A 19,780-nucleotide genomic window follows, 5' to 3' on the forward strand; every position below is an offset into this window, starting at 1 on the left:
TGCCCGTGGCCGGTTCATGCTGTGGCGCAGCAGTTCCGACGGTGCCGGGCATGGTGATGACGACGTGGGCTCAGGCCCTCCCGGTGCGACGCCGGTAGCGGACCCGGCACGGCTGCGCCAATTGCACGACCATCTTGGAGTGGTCGTTGCGGTAGCTCTCCGACGGCTGCGTCATCTCGAACTCCCAGTCCCGCAACAGGATGGAGAAGATCGCCTTGAGCTGCATGAGGGCGAACGCCGCGCCGACGCAGCGGTGCCTGCCCGCGCCGAAGGGGATCCAGGTCCAGCGGTTGACCAGATCGGCCTGGTTGGGGTCGATGTATCGGCCCGGATCGAAGGCGTCCGGATCGGGGAAGTCCTCGGGCAGCCGGTTGGAGATCGCCGGTGTCGCGGCCACGTGATCGCCCTTGGTGATGTGGTGCCCGCACACCTCGAAATCGCCCTGCGCCACCCGCATCAGGATGATCAGCGGCGGATGCAGCCGCAGGGTCTCCTTGAGCGTCGCCTCCAACAGCGGGATCTGGCGCAACGCGTGGAAGCTCACGTCCTGGCCGTCGGTGTAGATCTCGTCGAGTTCGGCGGTCACCCTGCTCAGCAGATCGGGGTGGCGCAGCAGTTCGATGACGGTCCATGCCGCGGTGCCCGAGGTGGTGTGGTGGCCGGCGAACATCATCGAGATGAAGATGCCGGTGATCTCGCTTGCCGAGAATCGCGGCCCGCCGTCGTCGCCGGGCACCGAGACCAGCACGTCGAGCAGGTCGCGCTCGGCTTTGTCGGTGGGTGGGGCGGCGGCGCGCTGGTCCATGATCTGCTGCACCAACTCCACCAGGGCGGCGCGCGCTTCGTCGCGCTTGCGGAAGCTCTCGATCGGAGCGTAGGGATCGACATAGGCCAACGCGTCGGTGCCGCGCTCGAGTTCGTGATAGAGCTTGGCGAACCGGTCGTCGAGCTCGTTGCGGAACTTCACGCCGATCAGGCACGACGAGGACGTGTAGATGGTGAGTTCGGCGAAGAACTCGAGCAGGTCGATCTCACCCTCGTCGCCCCAGGTCGCCAGCATGCGTTCGACCTCGGCGGAGATAGTGCTCGCGTGCCCGCGCATCTGCTCCGCGCGCAGGGCCGAATTGTGCAGCATCTCCTTGCGGCGTTCCGGGCTGGCGTCGAACACCACGCCGTCGCCGAAGATCGGCTTCATGAACGGGTAAGCCGCGGCCTGATCCATGTCCTCGTCGCCCGCGCGGAAGAAGAACTCGTTGGCCTCGGCGCCGCTGAGCAGGATGACCTGCTTGCCCGCCAGCTCGAACGCGCCGACGTCGCCGCATTCGGCTCGTACGCGCCGCATCAGGGCGATCGGGTCGGTGCGGAACTCCTCGAGGTGCCCGTGTTCGTGCTCCCCGCCGGAGACCCGCTGTGGTTTCACCAGAGTCATCGGAATCCTTCCGCAGATACCTGTCCAATTCACATGATGGACACGTGTCTGGACAGTACTATGACGAACGGGAACCGGGCAAGAGAGCCGCGGTGGACCGCGCACCCGGCACCCTCGCGAGAGGTGAACAGTGGACCCACGTCAGCACATCCCCCGGAATCGGCACTCTCACCTGCGTAGAGTCTGGGAGGCGCTACGCCTGAAAGCGGCGGGTCTGGTGTTCGTGGCGGCGGGAGTCGTGGTGATCCTGCTGGCCTTGGCCGCCTTCGCCGGGCGTTTCCAGGACACCGCCGTGGTCACCGTGGACGCTCCGCGCAGCGGCCTGGTGCTCGACCCCGACGCCGAGGTCCGCATGCGCGGCGTGGAGATCGGCCGGGTGGCCGCCGTCGAGCCCCATTCCGACCGGGTGCGCCTGACCCTGGAACTCGATCCGGCACTGATGCCGATGGTGCCGGAGAACGCCTTGGTCGACATCCGCTCGACCACCGTGTTCGGCGCGAAGTACATCAATTTCGTCGATCCGCCGCAGCCGTCGGCGGCATCGCTGAGCGACGGCGCGCTGATCCGCGCCGACGCCGTGACCGTCGAGTTCAACACGCTCTTCCAGCGGCTGTCGACGATTCTCGCGCGAATCGAACCCTCGAAACTGAACGCGACGCTGGCCGCGCTCGGTCAGGCGCTGCGCGGCCGTGGCGCCACGCTCGGCGAATTGCTGGAACGCGCCGACACCTATCTGCGGGAGATGAATCCGACACTGCCCACCTTGCGCGCCGACATGGCCGCCACCGCCCAGGTCGCCGGGATCTATGCCGACACCACACCGGACCTGCTGCGCACGGTCGACAACGCCACTGTCACCTCGGCCACCCTCGCCGATCACAGCGCCGACTTCGACGAGGTGCTGATGAACGTCACCGGCCTGGCACAGACCGTGGGCACGGTGCTCTCCGAGAACGAACAGAACCTCGCCGACTCCCTCGCCCTGCTCGCCCCGGCCACCGCGCTGCTGCACCGGTACAGCCCGGCGGTGAACTGCGTGGTGAACGCCGTCGTCACAGTACTGCCGCAAGGCGAGGCGATCTTCGGCGGCAACCAACCCGGCGCGGCCTTCAACGCCCACTTCATGTTCGGTGCGGAGCCGTACCGGTACCCCGAGGACCTGCCGAAGGTGAACGCCACCGGCGGGCCGGACTGTACGGGCCTGGTCGACCCGGCGCCGGGCTCGCATTCGAACTACGTCGTCACCGACACCAACGAGGGCATGCCGTTCGTGCCGTCCACGTCGAGTCGGTGGATCCACGACCCGCGAACGGTCTTCGAGGTGTTCTTCGGCGAATTGCTCGGCCGGTGAGTGCCGACGACCCGGACGGCGGACAGCGGCGCACGACCGCAGCCGACAGTCGCTCCTGCATGTCCGCGCTCGACGCCGAGCCCGCCTGACCCATCACCCCGCGGGCGCGTACAACCGCACCGGATCCCCCGGGCTAGACCAGATCCAGCACGTGTGGCAACCCCGCCCGATACCGATCGGCGTCCACCGCCTTGGCTGCCTCGAAGATCGGCAGCCGCACCAGCGGGAACACCGGCGCCCGCGGACCGGGATCGTCCGCGGCGTCCATGATCGCGTTGGCCGCGGTGCGTCCGGACTCGTTGGCACCCTCCATGGTCGCCAGATCGATGTGGTTGCGCACGTGGTCGCCGCCGAAGAACAAGTTGGGGACGGCGCAGTACGAGTGCGGTCGGTGGGCGTAGGAGCCGACCGTATTGACCAGCAGCGGGGTGGCGTTGTCGATCGCGCCGCCGTTCCAGGTGATGCCGGGATCCAGATGCCAGGAGTGCACATCCTCGTCGCGCAGCCAGCCGGTACCGGTATTGAGCCATTCCTTCAGCTGGGCCCAGGTCTCGGCCGCGATCTCGGTCTTGGTGCACTGCTTGGCGGTCTTGCCGTAGAGGATGCCGGGTGTGTCCCAGTCGGAGATGTCGACCGAAAGGCATTCGCGCACCGTACCGTCGCCGTACCTGCTCGCGAAGTCGTCCACCCACATGGGCGCCTGCCTCAGCGCGGTCAGCGCCCAGGGGGTGCCGAGCGCGGCGACGTGGCCCTCGGGCAGTTCGGTCGAGGTGCGCAGGAAGTACTGGATGCCGACCATCCAGTCCACGATCAGCTGCCGCATTCCCGCCAGGCTCGGATCGGCGTCGAGGAGGGCCTCGTTCAGCAGCGGGACGGTACGGTCGACCGGTGCGGCGCACAGGTACCAGTCGGCGGTCACCGTGTTCGATCCGGCCGAGCCCGCCGTGCGCACCGCGCTGACCAGCCCGCCGCGCATCTCGAAGTGGGTCGCGCCCTGACCCATCACGAATCGCACGCCGCGTGCGCGCAGATACTCCACCCATGGGTCGATCCACGCCTCGTTGGTCGGCCGGTTGAGGATGCGGTCGATGCCGCCGGAGTACTGCGGGATCAATCCTGTGCCCGCGAGCACGAGCGCCTCGCCGATGGTGCCGATGGTGCGTGCCGAACTCATGTGCGGCTTGGCGGCGACGGTGATCCTGGTCAGCGCGGAGACCAGATAGTCGCGATAGGCCGGGGACTTGCCGTCGGCGCGCAATGCCTGTTCCCAGGTCATGTGCTCCCACTGCCCGAACCGGCGCTCGTCGCAGGAGGTGAACCACATCATCATCTGCTTGCCGAAGAAGGCCAGCTCCGTCGGCGGCAGTTCGGGGATGAAGCTCAATCCGCCGATGATGCTGTTCTGCAACCGCTGCGGCGTGAGCTGGTCGACCGCGCCGAGTTCGACCGGCACGAAGATCGGCGGTTTGCCCCGGAAGCCCGCCACCGTGCCCTCGACCCGGATCAAGTTGTCCGCCACACCGTTCGGGTTGCCGGGGAACGGGATTCGGCTCATCAGCTCCGGGATGTTCTGGTAGCACCCCGGAAAGAAGCGAAATCCGTGCTCACCTGGCAGATCGAGCCGTCCGTCGCGCCCGGTGCCGGGGACCGGCATACTGCGCGCCTTGCCGCCCAGATAGGACGGTTCGTACACGGTCACCTGGTAGCCGCGTTCGATCAGCTCGTGCGCGGCCGACAGTCCGGCGACGCCGCCGCCGAACACAGCGACCGTGCGGCCGCCGCCGGTGCGTAGCCACGGCGTGCGCCTGGAGCCGGTCGCGTCGGCCATCGGCGCGGTGGCGGCCAGGCCGATGCCCGCGGCCAGCGCGCCACGCAGTACGTCGCGGCGGGTGGGTCCGGTGGCGGGTCGCTTGTCATCCATGTCGCTCTCCTGAACAGACGGCGGTCGGAGGGGGTGATCACACGAGTGGCCGAATGTCACGGCGGGGGGAGGACGGCGGCAGGTGCCCGGCGGCGGTGACGCCGCGGGCCTGCCACCAATCGGAGACCAGATCGCGCGCCTCACCGGCGAGATCGGCGAGCACCGGGGTGAGGGCGGGAAAGGAACGGCGCAGCGCGCGGGCGGTGAGTTCGACGCTGCGGGTCGGTCCGAGGATGTCGGAGGGGCGCTTGGTGCGGGAGAAGATCTCGGTGACCTGCGAGGCGAGGCCGCGGTCGGTGGCGGCCTTGCGGTACAGCTCGATCTCGAGCGAATTCATCGCCGTGCCGCGCGCGAGCCGATTGGTCCACTGGAATATCTCGAGACAATCGGCCACTCGCCTGCGCTCCCAATCCCGGAGCAGCGCATCGAGTTCGGCGCGGTCGTCGAGGACCGGTGCCGCCATCTCGCCCAGCAGCCGCCCGTAGCGCAGCGCGTCGCGAATGCCCTGCGCGGTGACCGGATCCTTGAAATGGCCGGCGTCCCCGGCCAGCGCCCAGCCGGGGCCCGCCGCGTGCCGGAAATAGGACTCGATGCCGGTCGCCGAGCGCACGCGGCCGACCCGCTCACAGCCGGACAGCCGCTCGGTCAGTCCGGGAAGTCGTTGCAGCGCTTGGGTATAGCTGCGCTCGGCGACACCGGGGCGCAGCTTCCCCTCGGCGACGGCCGGCTGCACCAGGCTGAGCACCAAGCCCTCCTCACACGGGAAGGCGGTGCCGAGATCGGTGCCCTCGCGCCATTGCGCGGCGATGTGCCGCCACGAGTCCGCGGCATCGCGCCAGTACGCGAAGAAGCAGTCCCGCCCGCTGGGAACAGCCAGCCACGGTGTCGTAGCCCCGGTCAGCCGGGCGACCGTGCTGCGCCTGCCATCCGCGCCGACCACCAGGGCGGCTCGCAGCTCGTGTGTCCCCGCTGCGTCGGTGTACCGGACACCGACGCAGCGCCGCCCGTCCCAGAGCAGTTCCGCCACGCGCGACCCCTCGCGCACCTGCGCGCCCGCCGCCCGGGCGGTCTCCACGAGCGCGGCATCCAAGCCGGTGCGCCGCACGCAGAGTGCGTAGTCGATGCCCTCGGCCGGGGTGAAGTCCGAGGTGACGTCCACGCCGGATCCCGCCGCGAAGGCGGATCGCAATTCGGGCGCGCCGATCGCTCGCACTCGGGCCAACGCGCCCGCACGTCGCAGTTCGGCGACTGTCGCAGGCCACAGCAGGTGGGTGGACAACGTGTCGGAAGGAAATTTCGCGGCGTCGAGGACCACCACGGAGCGTCCGGCGCGCGCGAAGGCGACCGCGGCCGCGGACCCGGCACAACGCGCTCCCACGATGATGACCTCGGTTTCTTCGCCCTGCGCAGCGGGTGAGCCGTCCATCCGAACCGCCTCGGTCACCTAGTCTCGGACACACTGTCCGATTATGGTGAGGTCGGTCCGCGCGATTGTCAACAACCGCACATGTGTGGGCAGAATGGGCGGCATGCAGTCATGCAGCCGCTCGGGGCGGCGTCACGCCGTGGACGCGACGGGCGCCGGATGGCGTCACTGACCCGGGTCCGCAAGACCGCGCGCAAAGCGGACGACGATCGGCGCGCCGAATTCGAGCAGCGCGTCCTGGTGGCGGTCGAGGAGCTGCTCGCCGACGGAACGCCGTTCACCGAGATCGCGGTGCAACGGATCGCCGCGGCGTCCGGGGCGGCGCGCTCGACGTTCTACCGCTACTTCCCGGACAAGAGCAGGCTGCTGGTCCGCATGGCCGAACTGGCGACCGCGGATCTGTTCCGCGCCGCCGAGTACTGGTGGCAGGCCGAACATGCCGACGAACAGGCCGGGGTCGTCGCCGCGATCAGCGCCATGATCGCCGGCTTCCGTGAGCACCGCTTCCTGTTGCTGGCCTTGGCCGAGGTCGCCTCCTACGACCGCGACGTCGGCCACTACTGGCGCAGCCGGGTGGCGGCCTTCGTCGAGATCGTGCGCGCCCGGTTGGCATCCGAGCGGGACGCGGGCCGTGTCGACCCCGGCGTCGACCCGGCTGCGACCGCGGTGGTGCTGACCTCGATGGTGGAACGTTCCATCGCGACGGCCTTCGCGCGGGATTCCGGTCCTGACGACGAGGCGATGGCCAAAGCGCTCGGTCGCGCGATCTGGCTGATCGTCTACGGCGACGCGCCGGACCGCTGAGCGGGTAGGGCGCTGAAAAGCCTGTCCGCCAGACGATCTCGCCGATCAGGTGTGCGGTTCAACCAATCGCCGTGCCGCGAGCACGACGGCCTCGCGCTGAGCCGCCCGGCTCGCCTCGTCGGCAGCCTGCACGGCGTGGGTGGCCGAGGTGCGGGCCATGTCGGTGAGAATGCGCAGCAGCGCGATCGGATGGAACTCCTCGGTCACCGTGCCCGCGGCCTGACCGCGCCTGACCTCGGCGAGCTTCGGCGCGACCTCGGCTCGCAGTATCTCGACGACGGCTTCGTGCACGGCCGGCTCCAGATCGGCCCAGGCCTGTAGCCGGGCGTTGTCCGGGTTGGCCACGAAGTGGTCGAACAGCCGCCCGACATAGCCGGGCAGATCGTCGGCCGACAGCGCTGTCTCCGTGGTCGTCTGTGCCGCCCAGCGCTGGATCACCGCCGCGTACAACTCGTCCTTGCCGGGAAAGTAGGCGTACAGACGGTCCTTGCTGGCCCGCGCCGCCGCGGCGATGCGGTTGATGCGCGCGCCCGCCACCCCGAACTCGGCGAACTCCGCTTTCGCCGCGGCGAGTATTCGCTCTCTGGTCGCCTCTCCTGCTGCCCGCATGGCGTTGATCCTAGCTTGCCGAACCATTTGGTTCGGATATATCGTCGGGTTCGGAGGCCCCGGACGACCGTCGCGCCATCCGGAGTCGGCGGCAGCGGAGCCGATACTGTGCGGAGGTAGGGACTGTGACGACCGATCGGATCGACTGGCGGGTGCTGCGCGAGGTGGGCGAGGGCGTCTCGCCCCGCGATCTGGACCAGCTCTGGTCCCAGCTGCCCACCGCGCGCGCCGAGGACATCCTCGGGCCGTGGCGCGGCGCCGCATTCCAGACCGGCCATCCGCTGTGCAAGGCGCTGGCCGCGAGCCGCTGGCACGGCAAGCATTTCCTGGCCCTCGACGACGCCAAGCCGCTCATCTGCCGTGACGAGCAGGGGAATCTGTTCTCGAACATCGAGCTGGGCCAAGGTGAGGCGACGCTGTGGAACATCGAGTTCCGCGGCGAGGTCACCGCGACCATGGTCTACGACGGCCGTGCGGTCTTCGACCACTTCAAGTGGCTCGACGAGAACACCCTCATGGGCATCATGAACGGCAGGCGCGAGCTGGTGCTCAGTCGCGACGAACACTTCTACTTCCTGCTGGAGCGGGATCCCGAGGCGGGCGCGGTCCGATGACCACCGTCACGACCGCCGCGCTGTCCCGCGATCCGGGGGAGCCGTTCAGCCTGGAACAGGTGACCCTGGACGGGCCCCGTGCCGACGAGATCCTGGTGCGCATCGTGGCGTCCGGCATCTGCCACACCGATCTGGTCAGCCGCGCCGCCGGTTCGTCCCAGCGGCCGGTACTGCTCGGGCACGAGGGGGCGGGCATCGTCGAGGAAGTCGGTGCCCAGGTCGCCTCGGTGCGTCCGGGGGACCACGTGGTGCTCACGTTCCGGCACTGCGGCGACTGCCGGAACTGTGCCGCGGGCCGTCCGGCCTACTGTCTGAAGGCCAACGCGCTGAACACTTTCGGAGCTCGCGCAGACCGAACGTCGCGTGTCACCGTCGACGGCGCGCGCGTGCTCGACGGCTTCTTCGGCCAATCCAGTCTCGCGGGCTACGCGCTGTCCACCGAGGACAACACCGTCGTCGTCGACCCGTCGATCGATCTCGCGCTCGCGGCGCCGTTGGGCTGCGGCTTCCAGACCGGTGCCGGTGCGGTGCTCAACGTTCTCGCCCCGGAGGGAGACTCCTGGCTGGCGTTGTTCGGCGCGGGCGCGGTCGGGATGGCGGCGCTGCTGGCGGCCGCCACGGTCGACGGGTTGCGTACGGTCGTGGTGGAGACCTCGCCGCAGCGCCGTGATCTCGCCATCGAGCTCGGCGCGGCCGAAGTGATCGATCCCGCCGGGGGCGGCACAGCGGAGCGTATTCGCGAACTCACCGGAACCGGGGCGGCGCACGCCGTGGACACCACCGGCATTCCGGCGGTGCTCGGCGACGCGGTTCGCGCCCTCGCGGTCGGTGGAACGGTCGTCGCGTTGGGGCTCGGCTCGGGCACGCCCCCGGTGGATGTGCGCGATATGGTGATGAACGGCAAGAGTATTCGTGGCTGCCTGGAGGGTGACTCCGTGCCGTCGGTGTTCATCCCGCAGCTGCTGGAGCTGCACCGTGCCGGTCGGTTCCCGCTGGAGCGGCTGGTGTCGGTCTATCCCGGCCCCGAGATCGATGTCGCGCTGAACGACCAGCGTGCGGGAAAGATCGTGAAGCCCGTGCTGCGCTGGTGAATCGCCGTCGTGCTCGATGACGAGGGGCGTCGGTGATACCGGCGCCCCGCTCTCATTCGTCGTCCAGACCCGCCGATAGATAGGCCGCCGCTGCCAGCCATTGCCTGCACCGGGGTCCGTGCACCTCGTGCACCTGGAGGATGTCGCGGGCACGACGATATGTCAGCCCACCGGGCTCGGTCGTGCAGTCCGCCGCGGCGATCTCGGTGAACATCCTGGCGCGCAAGGTATCCGCGCGAGCGGGCAGCATGTCGGTTCCCCTACCGGTCGCGGCACCGATGCCGGCCGGGTACGGGGTTCGCAATGGTTGGCTCATCGGACCGCCCCTCGCCTCTCGCGATGGGGAGGCGATTTCTCGTGCATCGGCATCGTGGCGGACACCGAAATCGAAGTCGCGCCTACGGGTTCGACGCACCTCCCCGGTTGATGTTTGCCGGAAGTTTATGCGTCTGTCGCTTACAGATGCAAGTACATCCGAAAGGATTCCGGGCGGTCTGGAAACGGCCAGGCCGTCGTCCGGCGGGACGACGGCCTGGTGTGTGCCACAACGACTTTCGGCTGATACCTCAGGGCTTGCGTGCGACGCCGCCGTACGCCGAGATGGGCCGGATCTCGCCCACCTGGGTGGCATCCGGGCGCCACTCGGTGATGGAGCTGAATCCGGGCTCGACGAACTCGAGGCCGTCGAAGACGGCGCGAATCTCGTCCTGTGTACGGGCGGTGTACGGAACGCCACCGGTCTCGGCATAGTTCTTGCACAGCGCAACATAGTTGGGGTTGTCGATGGTGCCGTCCCACATGACGAGGTAGCTGCCGGAGGGCACTGCGGCGAGCACGGTGTCCACGATGCGGCGCAGTTCGTCGTAGGTTTTGGCGTGGCCGAGCACTCCCATGAACATCACGGCGACCGGCTCGTTGAAATTGAGCACGTTGCGCGCGTCGGACACGATCTGGTCGGCGTCGTGGAAGTCGCAGTCCACGTAGGTGGTCACGCCCTCGGGGGTGGTGCTGGTCAGCAGCGCGCGCGCGTGGGTCAGCACCAGGGGATCGTTGTCGACGTAGACCACCTTGGTCTCGGGAGCGATGCTCTGGGCGACCTCGTGGGTGTTCTGCATGGTCGGCAGGCCGGTGCCGATGTCGAGGAACTGACGGATCCCCACCTCGCCGGCCAGATAACTCACGGCGCGGATGAGGAACTGTCGTGACTGGACCGCCATGGTGGTGATGTCGGGATCGACCTCGATGCCCGCGTCGCCCGCTACCCGATCGATTTCGTAGTAGTCCTTGCCGCCCATCCAGTAATTCCAGATACGCGCGGAATGCGGGATATCGGTCCGGATCAAGGGTGCGTTGGTTTCGGACATGGTGTGCGGCTCCTCGGACTAGCTCGGACGAGCGATGTACTTCGTGGTGGTGGACGCACCATCCCGCTGCGGCGCGCCGAGGAAATCGGCGTGGGGCGTGTCGCGAATGTCGGTACATCCGATGTTGCTCAGTGACAGTACAAGATTCGTGCTCCGGGAGCGGGGTGGATGCGATAGCTGAGTGGACCCTCTTCGGGCGGTTCTCGACCGGCTTAACAAAGCCGACCGTTAGGTTCGAAAAAGATTGTCGCACAACGCCACACGCGGTGAACTCCGTGCTATCGTTCGCGCGGCGGTGCAGATGCAAGAACGTTTGACTTTGCATCTGCACAACCGACTCGTACGAATCTTCCGCACTGCGCACAGAGGAGTGGATATGTCGGAGAACAAGGCGCACCGTGTCACCGGTGCTTGGCGCAAGAGCTCGTTCAGCGGTCCCAGCGGCGGGAATTGCGTCGAACTGGCCGAGGCGACCGATGGTCGTGTAGCCCTGCGTAACTCGCGCGACCCCGAAGGTCCGGTCGTCTTCTACACCCGTCCGGAGATCGACGCGTTCGTCCGCGGCGCGAAGGCTGGGGAATTCGACGATTTGACTAACTGAAAGGTAACATTGCGATCGATGCGGTGTGTCCTACGGCGCCGGGCGGATGCCGAAGGGTTCGCCATGGCTGTAACGCTGAGCTGCGTATGGCGCGACGACGTATGTGACACACTGGTGGGCAAACTCGAGTATCGGAGACGAGCTCAATGATCGCAGATCCCAATGCGCAACCTCACGATGACGGCCGTGCGTCGCGACCCGCCGCGGAACGTGGTCCGACCGTGTTGCGGATCGCGCTCGGCGGTCAGCTACGGAAGCTACGGGAGAGCTGCAACATCACCCGCGAGGCAGCGGGGGACGCGATCCGCGGCTCGCATGCCAAGATAAGCCGTCTCGAGTTGGGGCGCACGGGTTTCAAGGAACGTGACATCCGGGATCTTCTCACTCTCTACGGTGTCACGGATCCCGCCGAGCGTGAGGCATTCCTCGATCTCGCGCGGCGGGCGAACGAACCGGGGTGGTGGCATCGCTACAGCGATTTGCTGCCGCAGTGGTTCGGCACGTATCTGGGGCTGGAACAGGCGGCCAGCAAGATCCGCACCTACGAGGCGCACTTGGTGCCCGGCCTGTTGCAGACACCGGATTACGCGAGGGCGGTTCTCGCGTTGGGAAGCGACAACGCGGACACCGACCGACGGGTAGCCGTCCGTCGGCGCAGGCAGGACATTCTGCTCCGCGCCGATCCACCGATCGTGTGGGCCGTTATCGACGAGGCGGCGCTGCATCGGCCGGTCGGCGGCTCGCGGGTGCATCTCGAACAGATCGAGCATCTGATCGAGTACTCCGATCTGCCCAATGTGACCGTGCAGGTCCTGCCGTATTCGGCGGGCGAGCACGCCGCCGCGGGAAGTTCGTTCAGCATCCTGCGTTTCGCGGAGGCGGAACTGCCCGACGTGGTGTACCTGGAGCACCTGACCAGTGCGCTGTACCTGGAACGCAGCCAGGATCTGGCGCTGTACCGCTCGGTGATGGATCGCCTGAGTGTGCAGGCGATGGCCCCGGATACCTCGCGTGAGTGGCTGAAGGATTTCGCCGGTCGCCTGTGATCCGCTGACGACAGACAACTGTGGCCTGCCCGGAACGATCCCGGGCAGGCCACAGTGATGTCAGGGCCTGATGCAGGTGGATGCGATCCGCCAGAACGTCTCCGGCTGCAGCGAGTTCAGATCCCAGTCCTCGGCCAGCTCGTGTGCGGTGCTGACGATCCGATCGATGTCGAAGTCGTTGCGCGTCGCCGCGCCCGTGGACTCCACAGCATCGATGACGAAAGCGACCGCTGTTTCCCGCGTGTACCTGGATTGCGCGTGCCCGGTGCGGGCCGGCGGTGTGCTCATTGTCCTACCGTTCGGTGGCTGAACGACCGGCGTGGGTTCGACGAGACCGACGTGGCCGTCAATGAGTGAATGATTCATCTGAACGCCCCTGACTTTTGGCGGCGGCTAATCTCTGGCGACATAGCCATCGATTCGCCGTAACAGCCGCCACTGGTTGTCCCCTGATCAGCTATGCGATTCCGAGTCTAGGACCGTGCCTCTTGCAAATGCAAGTACATCTGCAAGGTCCATTTGTATTCACACAGTGGGATTTTCGCGTATTCGCGGCATGCTCCGATCGTGTCGGCCGGGGGTATCGCTATGGATGACTGCATCCCGTCATCCCCGGGTGAATACCGAGCGCTGCCCGTGGCGCGGCGGTGTTGTCGCCGCTCATGGCCTGTCGGATCGGGTCTCGACGGACCGGCCGGGCGTGGGGTGAAGCTGTCGATGAGGGCCGGCGTGGTCCGTGCCGGTACTCACCTTCGTGTCCGGAGAACGACTTGCGCGGTGCGGTCGGACTGCTCCGCGCTGTGTCGCCCGCCTTGCCCTCTTGGTCTACCGCTTCTGTCAATGGAAGGGGAGCAGGCACGCGCAATCGTGATGAAAACGAATCCACCGGGGCGATCGCAGACGAAACCCGACCGGTTGTTAGGTTCTGATCCCTTTGTCACGCAGTTCAGTTGGGCAATTTTTCAGCTAACGATCGCGGCGACGGCGTCGCCGATCGGGGTCGTGCCTTGGACCAGCTCGAGCGTGGTGTGCACGGTATTCGCGGCGGGCAGCAGCGCGGCGACGACCGCGGCCACGTCCGCGCGGGCGATACTGTCGCGACCCACCCGCCCGGTGTCGAGGGTGACCGACCCGACCGGTGCGGAATCGACCAGTCGTCCCGGCCGAAGGATGGTCCAGTCCAGGTCCCTTGACCGGAGATCGTCCTCCGCCTGGGTCTTGGCTTCCACATAGGCGGTCCAGGCCTCGTCACCGCCCGGCGCGGGCGGCTCGCCCGCGCCCATGGCCGAAATCTGCACGAAGCGCCGGACCCCCGCGCGCTGCGCGGCGTCGGCGAGCAGGATCGAACCGTTCCGGTCGACGGTGTACTTGCGCGCCACGCCGCTGCCCGGGCCCGCACCCGCCGCGAACACCGCCGCGTCGGCGCCGGCGATGGCCTCGGCCAGCTCGTCGGCGCTCGCCTGCTCCAAGTCGAGGATCACCGGGACCGCTCCCGCGGCGGCGACGTCGTCGGCGTGCTCGGGATTGCGGATCAGTGCGCGCACACGATGCCCCTGCCCGCTCAACTGCTCGGCCAAGCGCAAGGCGATCTTGCCGTGTCCCCCCGCGATCGCCACATCCATGGTCGAATCCTTCCTGTCGCGCTCGTGGGAGGGCCGGATCTCGCGCGCGTGCCGCCCGAGGGTCAGCGCTCCGGGCCGCCGGGATTGCAGGAGGCCGCTACGGTTCCTTCATACCCGACGGCGGGGCGCCACGGCTCGAGGTTCCAGCTGGGCTTGTCCGGCTGGACCAGCCGGGCCCAGTGCCAATGGCAGATGAACTGGTCGTACATGCCCGGCGACTCGGCGGCGGGGGAGTGGGCGCGGATCTCCGCCCAGGCGCGCTCCTCGGCGCCGGGAAAGGTGGTGTCGCGGCCCGCACGGGTGGGGAAGACCAACAGTCTGGCCCCGTCCTGGCCCTCGGTCCACGCGACGCGCTCGATCAACGGCTGTCCGGCGTAGGGGTCCACGGTCGGTGGCGCCAAGGCCGAAGTGGAGCGGGGCGCCGTCGTGGCGGTGATCGACAGCGGCAAGGTTGTGGGCGCCGAAGTCATGGGAGCAGGGGCCTCGGAACCGCATGCGGTGATCCCGGGGGCGGCGCACAGGACGAGGGCCGCTATCCAGGTCCGTGGCCGCTCGAGGCGGATCCGCTCCTGGAGTGTCATCGCGTGTCCCTCCTCGCGCCGCGCCGGACGCGGCCGTGTCTGCCGCGTCCGCACCAGCGTAGCCAACACGGAAAACGGCTGAGGGGAACGGTGTTCGCGGGTGAAGAATATGACGGAAGACACTCCGGTTTAGTTGTGGAGTCATACCTCTCGCGCATGGCAGACTCTATGGATGCGTTCTACGGAAGGCCGGCTGTTCGACGTGTCCCGTCATGAATCTTCCTCTTCGGCAAGACGATCCGCGCACGAAGGTGGTCCCACCGTGCTTCGAATGATCCTCGGCGGCAAGCTGCGGCGACTGCGCGAGGGGCGCGGCATCACGCGAGAGGAAGCCGGCGAGGCGATCCGCGGATCGCATTCGAAGATCAGCCGACTCGAGCTGGGACGCACCGGCTTCCGTGAGCGTGACCTGGTCGACCTGCTGGCGCTGTACGGCGTGTCCGACGAGGCCGAGCGTGACGAGTTCCTGGAGTTGGCTCGTCGTGCGAACGCCTCGGGCTGGTGGCACCGCGATTCGGACTGGCTACCCAAGTGGTTCGACACCTACCTGGGACTGGAACAGGGTGCTCGGCTGATCCGCTGCTACGAGCCCAGGGCGGTGCCCGAACTGCTCCAGACCGCCGACTACGCCCGCGCCCTGCTGACGCTGGCCCACCCGGACAAGCCCGCCGACGCCATCGAACGCCGGGTCGCACTGCGCATGCGCAGGCAGCACATCCTCGATCGCGCCGACCCACCGCAGGTGTGGCTGATCGTCGAGGAGGCGGCGCTGCGCAGGCCGATCGGCGGATCCACGGTCTGGCGGCAGCAATTGGACCGGTTGATCGAGGCGGTCTCGCGGCCCAACATCACCCTGCAGGTGCTCGCCGATCACGTGGGCGGACCGGCCTTGACCGACGGCGGCTTCACCATGCTGCGCTTCACCGAGTCCGACCTGCCCGACATCGTCTACCTGCAACAGCTGACCGGCGCGTTGTACCTGGACAAGGAATCCGACCTGTCGGCCTACCGGTCGGTGGCCAACATGCTCTCGGTGCACGCCTCGCCGCCGCAGTACACCAGAGGGCTGCTCGATGCGCTGCGGCACCGCAGGCCCGAGACCGTGGACGAGCCCCGCGCGCGTTGACGGAGATGCCGGTGGGGTCAGGGGCTGGGCGCGATGGTGCCGATGATCGGGTGCTGTGCGGGCTCGCCGCCGGGTCCGGCGAGCAGTCGCTTGAGGATCTTGCCGGTGTCACCGCGCGGTAGTGCGCTCAGGAAGGTGACATCGCGCGGCACCGAGAAGCGGCTGAGCCGATTGCGGATGTAGGTGCGCACCATGTCCGAGTCCAGTCCGGCGCCTTCCCTTTTCACCACGAAGGCGGCCAGCCGCTGACCGTACTCGCGGTCGGGGACGCCGACCACGGCGACTTCCCGGACCTGGGGCAGGAACGACAGCGCTTCCTCGACCGGCCGGGGGAAGACGTTCTCGCCGCCGGAGATGATCATCTCGTCGTCGCGGCCGGCGATGCACAGCCGGCCGGAGGCGTCGAGATAGCCGAGATCGCCGGTGTCGAGCATGCCGTCGGCCTCCTCGGGCGGCGCGGCGTTGACGTAGCCGTCGAAGAGCATGTGGTTGCCGACGAACACGTGCCCGGTGGCACCCACCGGGACCGGCTTGTGATCGGGACCGAGCACGGCGATCCTGGTACCCAGCGGCGGGCGGCCCGCGGTGGCGGGCGAGGCGAGCAGATCGGCCGGGCAGGCGACGGTGGCCCAGGAGACCTCGGTCGAACCGTAGACGTTGTACAGGATCTCGCCGTAGGCGTCCATGAAGTCCAGCACGGTGCCCGCCGCGAGCGGCGCGCCGCAACTGGCGACGACCCGCAGGCTGGAAGTGTCGTAGCGGGATCGCACATGCTTGGGCAGTTCCAGGATGCGGTGCACCATGATCGGCACCACGATCAGCGTGTGCACCCGGTGTTCGGCGACGAGACGCAGGCATTCCTCCGCGTCGAACCGATCGGTCAGCACCACCCGCGCGCGCAGCGCGGTGCTCAGCTGCAGCGCCGCCAGCCCCCAGGTGTGGAACAGGGGAGCGGGGATCAGCATGGTCTCGCCCATCGCGAGCGGAATGCGCGACAGCAGTGCCGCGATGGTGCCGAAACCCTTGGGCTGAGGCCTGCGTGCCCCCTTGGGCGTGCCCGAGGTGCCCGAGGTCAGCACGATGAACTTGCCGGGGTTGGCGGGTCTGCGGAAGCGGGTGTGGCCCATGCCCGCCAGGTCGCCGAGGGTGAGCCTGCCGGGGAAGGCGGTGGTCTCGCCGGTGCTGTAGCGCGGCAGGTCGGAATGCAGATACCGGACCAGTGGGTCGAATTCGTCGTCGACGAACAGCGCCGAGAGCTTGTCGCGTTGGACGACGTCCTCGATCTGGCGAGCGGGCAGACCGGTGTTGATCAGCGCGATGTCGATGCCGAGTTTGCCCGCGGCGACCATGGTCTCGACCATGCCGCGATGGTTGCGCGACAGCAGGCCGACCGAGTCGCCCGCGCGCATGCCCAGTTCCGCCAGCGCGGCCGCGATCGCGGTGGTGCGGCGGTGCATCTCGCCGAAAGTCAGCTCGCCGTGCGCGTCGATGAGCGCGGTGCGCCCGGGCTCGGCGATCGCGCCCGCCGCGTATCCGCCCGCGAGGTTGAAACCCCACGCCGTGAGGGTGCGCAGCTGCTTGAGGCCGATGTCGGGACGCGTGGAGGGAACCATTCCGGCGCCGATCACGTGACGGAGGATCTCCGCTCGTCTGCGCAGCGGCGTGTTCTCCCCGTTGACGATCACCGAGGTGGGCGCACCGCGCACCAGGTCCGACAGCCGGCGCAGTCCGCGCTCGGTCCATGCGACGATCACCGCGTTGGTGGCCTGCTCGACGGCCGGATGCATGCGACCGGGGGCGAAGAGGGTGACCACCACCCGGGTGTGCCGCTCGTCGCCGAGCAGCCGCACCGAGGCGAAGCTGCCCTGTGCCGGACACACCAGCTCGAGACTCTCGTACCACCGCCGGATGCGCAGCTGCACGATGTGTACCCGGATCCCGCTGTGCGCGGTGCCCACCCGGATCCGGAGCATGGCGTGTCCGCCGACCGGCTCCATCGGATCGCACGCGCCGATGCCGGAGAAGACGCGCTGATAGGTCTGCGGTTCGCGGAGCAGATCCCAGACCGACTGGCGGGGGATGGGAAGGTCCGCGGTCACATCGAAGACATCGGTAACCACTGGCGTGCAATTCTCGTCGGCCGGTTCGAACGGCTCGGGTCGGCGGGAAATCTATTTGTAACCGGCCGTCCGATTCCGGTCAAGCACTTTGGGTTATTCCCGCGCACACCTTGTCCGCCGATCCATCCGAATCCCGGAAAACGCTGTGCGAGAACACAACGCGGCTGGTCAGCGGGATGCGGTCCGGTCGGTCGGGCATGGTGTGACCGACCGACCGACCGCCGTGGGCGACTTCCCGGGAAATTTGTGAAAATTCATAGTCTCCCGGGAATCACCCGCTCGCGCGATTACTCCCGCACAGTTTTTCTCCTACACAGGGAACAGGCTGTGCTTGCGCGGGTTGGCGCGCGGGCGCGGGTTCTTGTCGCGCAGCATCCGCAGCGCCTTGCGGATCTCCAGCCGGGTCTGCGACGGCTCGATCACCCCGTCGATGTACCCGCGCTCGGCGGCGATCCACGGGGTTGCCATTGTCGCGTTGTAGAAGTCGATCATCTGCTGGCGCACCACCGGGCGCTGCTCTTCGGGGGTCTCGGCCAGGCGCTTGCGGCCGATGATACCGACCATGCTCTCCGCGCCCATGACCGCGATGCGCGCGGTAGGCCAGGCGAAGCTGATGTCGGCGCCGAGCGGCTTGCAGCCCATGACCGCGTATCCGCCGCCGTAGGCCTTGCGGGTCACGATGGTCACGATCGGCACCGTGGCTTCGATCACCGCGCGGAAGAAGCGACCGCCGCGCTTGATGACGCCGTTGCGCTCCTCCTCGATGCCAGGCAGCACGCCCGGAGTGTCCACCACGAACACCAGGGGCAGACCGAAGGCGTCGCAGAGCCGGATGAAGTGGGTGGCCTTGTCCGAGCACTGGGCGTCGAGCGCGCCGCCGAGCACCTGCGGCTGGTTGGCGATCACGCCGATGCTGCGGCCGTCGACCCGGGCGAAGGCGGTGATGAGGTTCGGGGCGGTGCCCGCGGCCACCTCGTGCAACTGCCCGTCGTCGAAGATGCGCAGCAGGACCTCGTGCATGTCGTAGCCGGCCTTGTCCGAGTCCGGGATGATCGAGTCGAGTTCGCGATCGTGCTCGGTCAGCTCCGGCTCGAGGCCAGGATTGACCACCGGCGGCTGCTCGAGGCAACTCGACGGCAGATAGCCGAGGTAGTCGCGGACCCATTCGAAGGCCGCCTGCTCGCTGGGGGCCACGTGGTGCACGGTGCCGTTCTGGGCCTGCACCGCCGCACCGCCGAGTTCCTCGGCGCTGACCGTCTCACCGGTGACCGCTTTGATCACCTCGGGCCCGGTCACGAACATGTAGGACTTCTCCGTCGCGACCAGCACGTCCATGTTCACCGGTCCGTACACCGACCCGGCCGCGCACTTGCCGAGCATGATCGCGACCTGCGGCACGAAACCCGACAGATCCTCCTGCCTGCGGCACATCATCGCGTACCAGGCCAGCGAGGTCACCGCGTCCTGGATGCGGGCGCCGCCGGAGTCGTTGATGGCGACGACCGGGCAGGCGTTCTGGTAGGCGAACTCCATGGCGGCGGCCACTTTACGGCCGAACATCTCGCCGACCGATCCGCCGTGCACGGTCTGGTCGTGGGCGATCACCACCACCGGCCTGCCGTTGATCTCGCCGCGCCCGGTGACCACGCCGTCGCCGTACATGGCGTTGCCGCCGCCGGGCTGGCGCACCAGCTTGCCGATCTCGACGAAGGTGCCCTTGTCCAAGAGCAGGCGCACGCGTTCGCGAGCGCTGGGTATCTCCTTGGCTTTGCGCTTCGCGATGCCTGCCTCGCCGGCGGGTTCCTCGGCGAGCTCCAGGATCCCCATCAGCTGATCCAGCTTGTCTCGCGTACCGCTCATATGTTGTCGTGTCCTTCGATTTGGCCGTGGCGCTCGATCCGTCGAGGAAGTCGAACGGAGGTGCGGCGCTCGACTCTATCGGTGATGAGACGCTTCGCACACCCCGGGATCGATTACATAGGGGGGCGTCACAACGAGCCAGGGCGTGGCGTGCGGACTTCGGGGCACTCCGGTCCGCTCATCGGGACCGGTATCATCGTCGGCACCCGCCACGG

Annotated in this window: 18 protein-coding genes; 7 read left to right on the forward strand and 11 right to left on the reverse strand. The window is 67.9% G+C overall.

The window, feature by feature from the left end; all coding sequences use genetic code 11:
- Nucleotides 1-70: 70 nt before the first annotated feature.
- Nucleotides 71-1,429, reverse strand: coding sequence for a cytochrome P450 (locus IU449_RS02610; protein WP_195000358.1), 1,359 nt, complete (start codon nucleotides 1,427-1,429; stop codon nucleotides 71-73).
- Nucleotides 1,430-1,601: 172 nt separating this feature from the next.
- Between IU449_RS02610 and IU449_RS02615 the strand changes: the two genes are divergently transcribed.
- Complete coding sequence (locus IU449_RS02615) at nucleotides 1,602-2,780, forward strand: MCE family protein (protein WP_195002261.1); 1,179 nt, start codon at nucleotides 1,602-1,604, stop codon at nucleotides 2,778-2,780.
- Between the two features lie 133 nt (nucleotides 2,781-2,913).
- Here IU449_RS02615 and IU449_RS02620 read toward each other — a convergent pair whose 3' ends face one another.
- Both IU449_RS02620 and IU449_RS02625 read right to left on the reverse strand, forming a co-directional pair.
- Nucleotides 2,914-4,701: a hydroxysqualene dehydroxylase gene (locus tag IU449_RS02620; RefSeq protein WP_195000359.1), complete on the reverse strand. Its 1,788-nt coding sequence runs from the start codon at nucleotides 4,699-4,701 to the stop codon at nucleotides 2,914-2,916.
- Nucleotides 4,702-4,738: 37 nt separating this feature from the next.
- A complete protein-coding gene (locus IU449_RS02625; RefSeq protein WP_324188057.1) occupies nucleotides 4,739-6,145 on the reverse strand; it encodes an NAD(P)/FAD-dependent oxidoreductase in 1,407 nt (468 codons plus the stop codon).
- Nucleotides 6,146-6,286: 141 nt separating this feature from the next.
- On the opposite strand from IU449_RS02625, the gene IU449_RS02630 reads away from it, so the two are divergent.
- The gene (locus IU449_RS02630) at nucleotides 6,287-6,931 is read left to right on the forward strand and encodes a TetR/AcrR family transcriptional regulator (protein ID WP_195000360.1); all 645 of its coding nucleotides are present in this window, start codon (nucleotides 6,287-6,289) and stop codon (nucleotides 6,929-6,931) included.
- 45 nt (nucleotides 6,932-6,976) lie between these two features.
- On the opposite strand, the gene IU449_RS02635 is transcribed toward IU449_RS02630, so the two are convergent.
- Nucleotides 6,977-7,540: a TetR family transcriptional regulator gene (locus IU449_RS02635; protein ID WP_195000361.1), complete on the reverse strand. Its 564-nt coding sequence runs from the start codon at nucleotides 7,538-7,540 to the stop codon at nucleotides 6,977-6,979.
- Between the two features lie 125 nt (nucleotides 7,541-7,665).
- On the opposite strand from IU449_RS02635, the gene IU449_RS02640 reads away from it, so the two are divergent.
- Both IU449_RS02640 and IU449_RS02645 read left to right on the forward strand, forming a co-directional pair.
- On the forward strand, nucleotides 7,666-8,154 hold the full coding sequence (locus IU449_RS02640; RefSeq protein WP_195000362.1) for a DUF4334 domain-containing protein: 489 nt from the start codon (nucleotides 7,666-7,668) through the stop codon (nucleotides 8,152-8,154).
- Nucleotides 8,151-9,245, forward strand: coding sequence for an NAD(P)-dependent alcohol dehydrogenase (locus tag IU449_RS02645; RefSeq protein ID WP_195000363.1), 1,095 nt, complete (start codon nucleotides 8,151-8,153; stop codon nucleotides 9,243-9,245). Before IU449_RS02640 ends, IU449_RS02645 begins: the two co-directional genes overlap by 4 nt.
- Before the next feature lie 52 nt (nucleotides 9,246-9,297).
- On the opposite strand, the gene IU449_RS02650 is transcribed toward IU449_RS02645, so the two are convergent.
- Both IU449_RS02650 and IU449_RS02655 read right to left on the reverse strand, forming a co-directional pair.
- A complete protein-coding gene (locus IU449_RS02650; RefSeq protein WP_195002576.1) occupies nucleotides 9,298-9,561 on the reverse strand; it encodes a hypothetical protein in 264 nt (87 codons plus the stop codon).
- 250 nt (nucleotides 9,562-9,811) lie between these two features.
- Nucleotides 9,812-10,609, reverse strand: coding sequence for an SAM-dependent methyltransferase (locus tag IU449_RS02655; protein ID WP_195000364.1), 798 nt, complete (start codon nucleotides 10,607-10,609; stop codon nucleotides 9,812-9,814).
- Nucleotides 10,610-10,985: 376 nt separating this feature from the next.
- Here IU449_RS02655 and IU449_RS02660 point away from each other — a divergent pair, with 376 nt between their 5' ends.
- Nucleotides 10,986-11,210 (forward strand): DUF397 domain-containing protein, encoded by a 225-nt coding sequence (locus IU449_RS02660; protein ID WP_067860704.1) that lies wholly within the window; start codon nucleotides 10,986-10,988, stop codon nucleotides 11,208-11,210.
- A 146-nt stretch (nucleotides 11,211-11,356) separates the two neighbouring features.
- A complete protein-coding gene (locus tag IU449_RS02665; RefSeq protein ID WP_195000365.1) occupies nucleotides 11,357-12,256 on the forward strand; it encodes a helix-turn-helix domain-containing protein in 900 nt (299 codons plus the stop codon).
- Nucleotides 12,257-12,316: 60 nt separating this feature from the next.
- Here the strand turns inward: IU449_RS02665 and IU449_RS02670 are convergent, their stop codons facing one another.
- From IU449_RS02670 to IU449_RS02680, 3 genes are all read right to left on the reverse strand, one after another.
- Nucleotides 12,317-12,544, reverse strand: coding sequence for a hypothetical protein (locus tag IU449_RS02670; RefSeq protein WP_228803652.1), 228 nt, complete (start codon nucleotides 12,542-12,544; stop codon nucleotides 12,317-12,319).
- A gap of 674 nt (nucleotides 12,545-13,218) precedes the next feature.
- Nucleotides 13,219-13,878, reverse strand: coding sequence for an NAD(P)H-binding protein (locus IU449_RS02675; protein WP_195000367.1), 660 nt, complete (start codon nucleotides 13,876-13,878; stop codon nucleotides 13,219-13,221).
- Nucleotides 13,879-13,940: 62 nt separating this feature from the next.
- Complete coding sequence (locus tag IU449_RS02680) at nucleotides 13,941-14,459, reverse strand: DUF2599 domain-containing protein (protein ID WP_228803653.1); 519 nt, start codon at nucleotides 14,457-14,459, stop codon at nucleotides 13,941-13,943.
- Nucleotides 14,460-14,730: 271 nt separating this feature from the next.
- Between IU449_RS02680 and IU449_RS02685 the strand changes: the two genes are divergently transcribed.
- Complete coding sequence (locus IU449_RS02685; RefSeq protein ID WP_195002264.1) at nucleotides 14,731-15,585, forward strand: helix-turn-helix domain-containing protein; 855 nt, start codon at nucleotides 14,731-14,733, stop codon at nucleotides 15,583-15,585.
- 17 nt (nucleotides 15,586-15,602) lie between these two features.
- Here IU449_RS02685 and IU449_RS02690 read toward each other — a convergent pair whose 3' ends face one another.
- The gene (locus tag IU449_RS02690; RefSeq protein ID WP_324188058.1) at nucleotides 15,603-17,705 is read right to left on the reverse strand and encodes an AMP-binding protein; all 2,103 of its coding nucleotides are present in this window, start codon (nucleotides 17,703-17,705) and stop codon (nucleotides 15,603-15,605) included.
- Nucleotides 17,706-18,014: 309 nt separating this feature from the next.
- Nucleotides 18,015-19,565: an acyl-CoA carboxylase subunit beta gene (locus IU449_RS02695; RefSeq protein ID WP_195000368.1), complete on the reverse strand. Its 1,551-nt coding sequence runs from the start codon at nucleotides 19,563-19,565 to the stop codon at nucleotides 18,015-18,017.
- Between the last annotated feature and the right edge of the window lie 215 nt (nucleotides 19,566-19,780).

It is taken from the genome of Nocardia higoensis, from assembly GCF_015477835.1.
Lineage (GTDB): Bacteria > Actinomycetota > Actinomycetes > Mycobacteriales > Mycobacteriaceae > Nocardia > Nocardia higoensis_A.

Bases quoted from the DNA above. Each gene is read 5' to 3' on its own strand.
- IU449_RS02610 (WP_195000358.1), bottom strand. From the start codon at position 1,429: ATGACTCTGGTGAAACCACAGCGGGTCTCCGGCGGGGAGCACGAACAC.
- IU449_RS02620 (WP_195000359.1), bottom strand. From the start codon at position 4,701: ATGGATGACAAGCGACCCGCCACCGGACCCACCCGCCGCGACGTACTG.
- IU449_RS02630 (WP_195000360.1), top strand. From the start codon at position 6,287: ATGGCGTCACTGACCCGGGTCCGCAAGACCGCGCGCAAAGCGGACGAC.
- IU449_RS02635 (WP_195000361.1), bottom strand. From the start codon at position 7,540: ATGCGGGCAGCAGGAGAGGCGACCAGAGAGCGAATACTCGCCGCGGCG.
- IU449_RS02645 (WP_195000363.1), top strand. From the start codon at position 8,151: ATGACCACCGTCACGACCGCCGCGCTGTCCCGCGATCCGGGGGAGCCG.
- IU449_RS02650 (WP_195002576.1), bottom strand. From the start codon at position 9,561: ATGAGCCAACCATTGCGAACCCCGTACCCGGCCGGCATCGGTGCCGCG.
- IU449_RS02655 (WP_195000364.1), bottom strand. From the start codon at position 10,609: ATGTCCGAAACCAACGCACCCTTGATCCGGACCGATATCCCGCATTCC.
- IU449_RS02660 (WP_067860704.1), top strand. From the start codon at position 10,986: ATGTCGGAGAACAAGGCGCACCGTGTCACCGGTGCTTGGCGCAAGAGC.
- IU449_RS02665 (WP_195000365.1), top strand. From the start codon at position 11,357: ATGATCGCAGATCCCAATGCGCAACCTCACGATGACGGCCGTGCGTCG.
- IU449_RS02670 (WP_228803652.1), bottom strand. From the start codon at position 12,544: ATGAGCACACCGCCGGCCCGCACCGGGCACGCGCAATCCAGGTACACG.
- IU449_RS02675 (WP_195000367.1), bottom strand. From the start codon at position 13,878: ATGGATGTGGCGATCGCGGGGGGACACGGCAAGATCGCCTTGCGCTTG.
- IU449_RS02680 (WP_228803653.1), bottom strand. From the start codon at position 14,459: ATGACACTCCAGGAGCGGATCCGCCTCGAGCGGCCACGGACCTGGATA.
- IU449_RS02685 (WP_195002264.1), top strand. From the start codon at position 14,731: ATGATCCTCGGCGGCAAGCTGCGGCGACTGCGCGAGGGGCGCGGCATC.
- IU449_RS02695 (WP_195000368.1), bottom strand. From the start codon at position 19,565: ATGAGCGGTACGCGAGACAAGCTGGATCAGCTGATGGGGATCCTGGAG.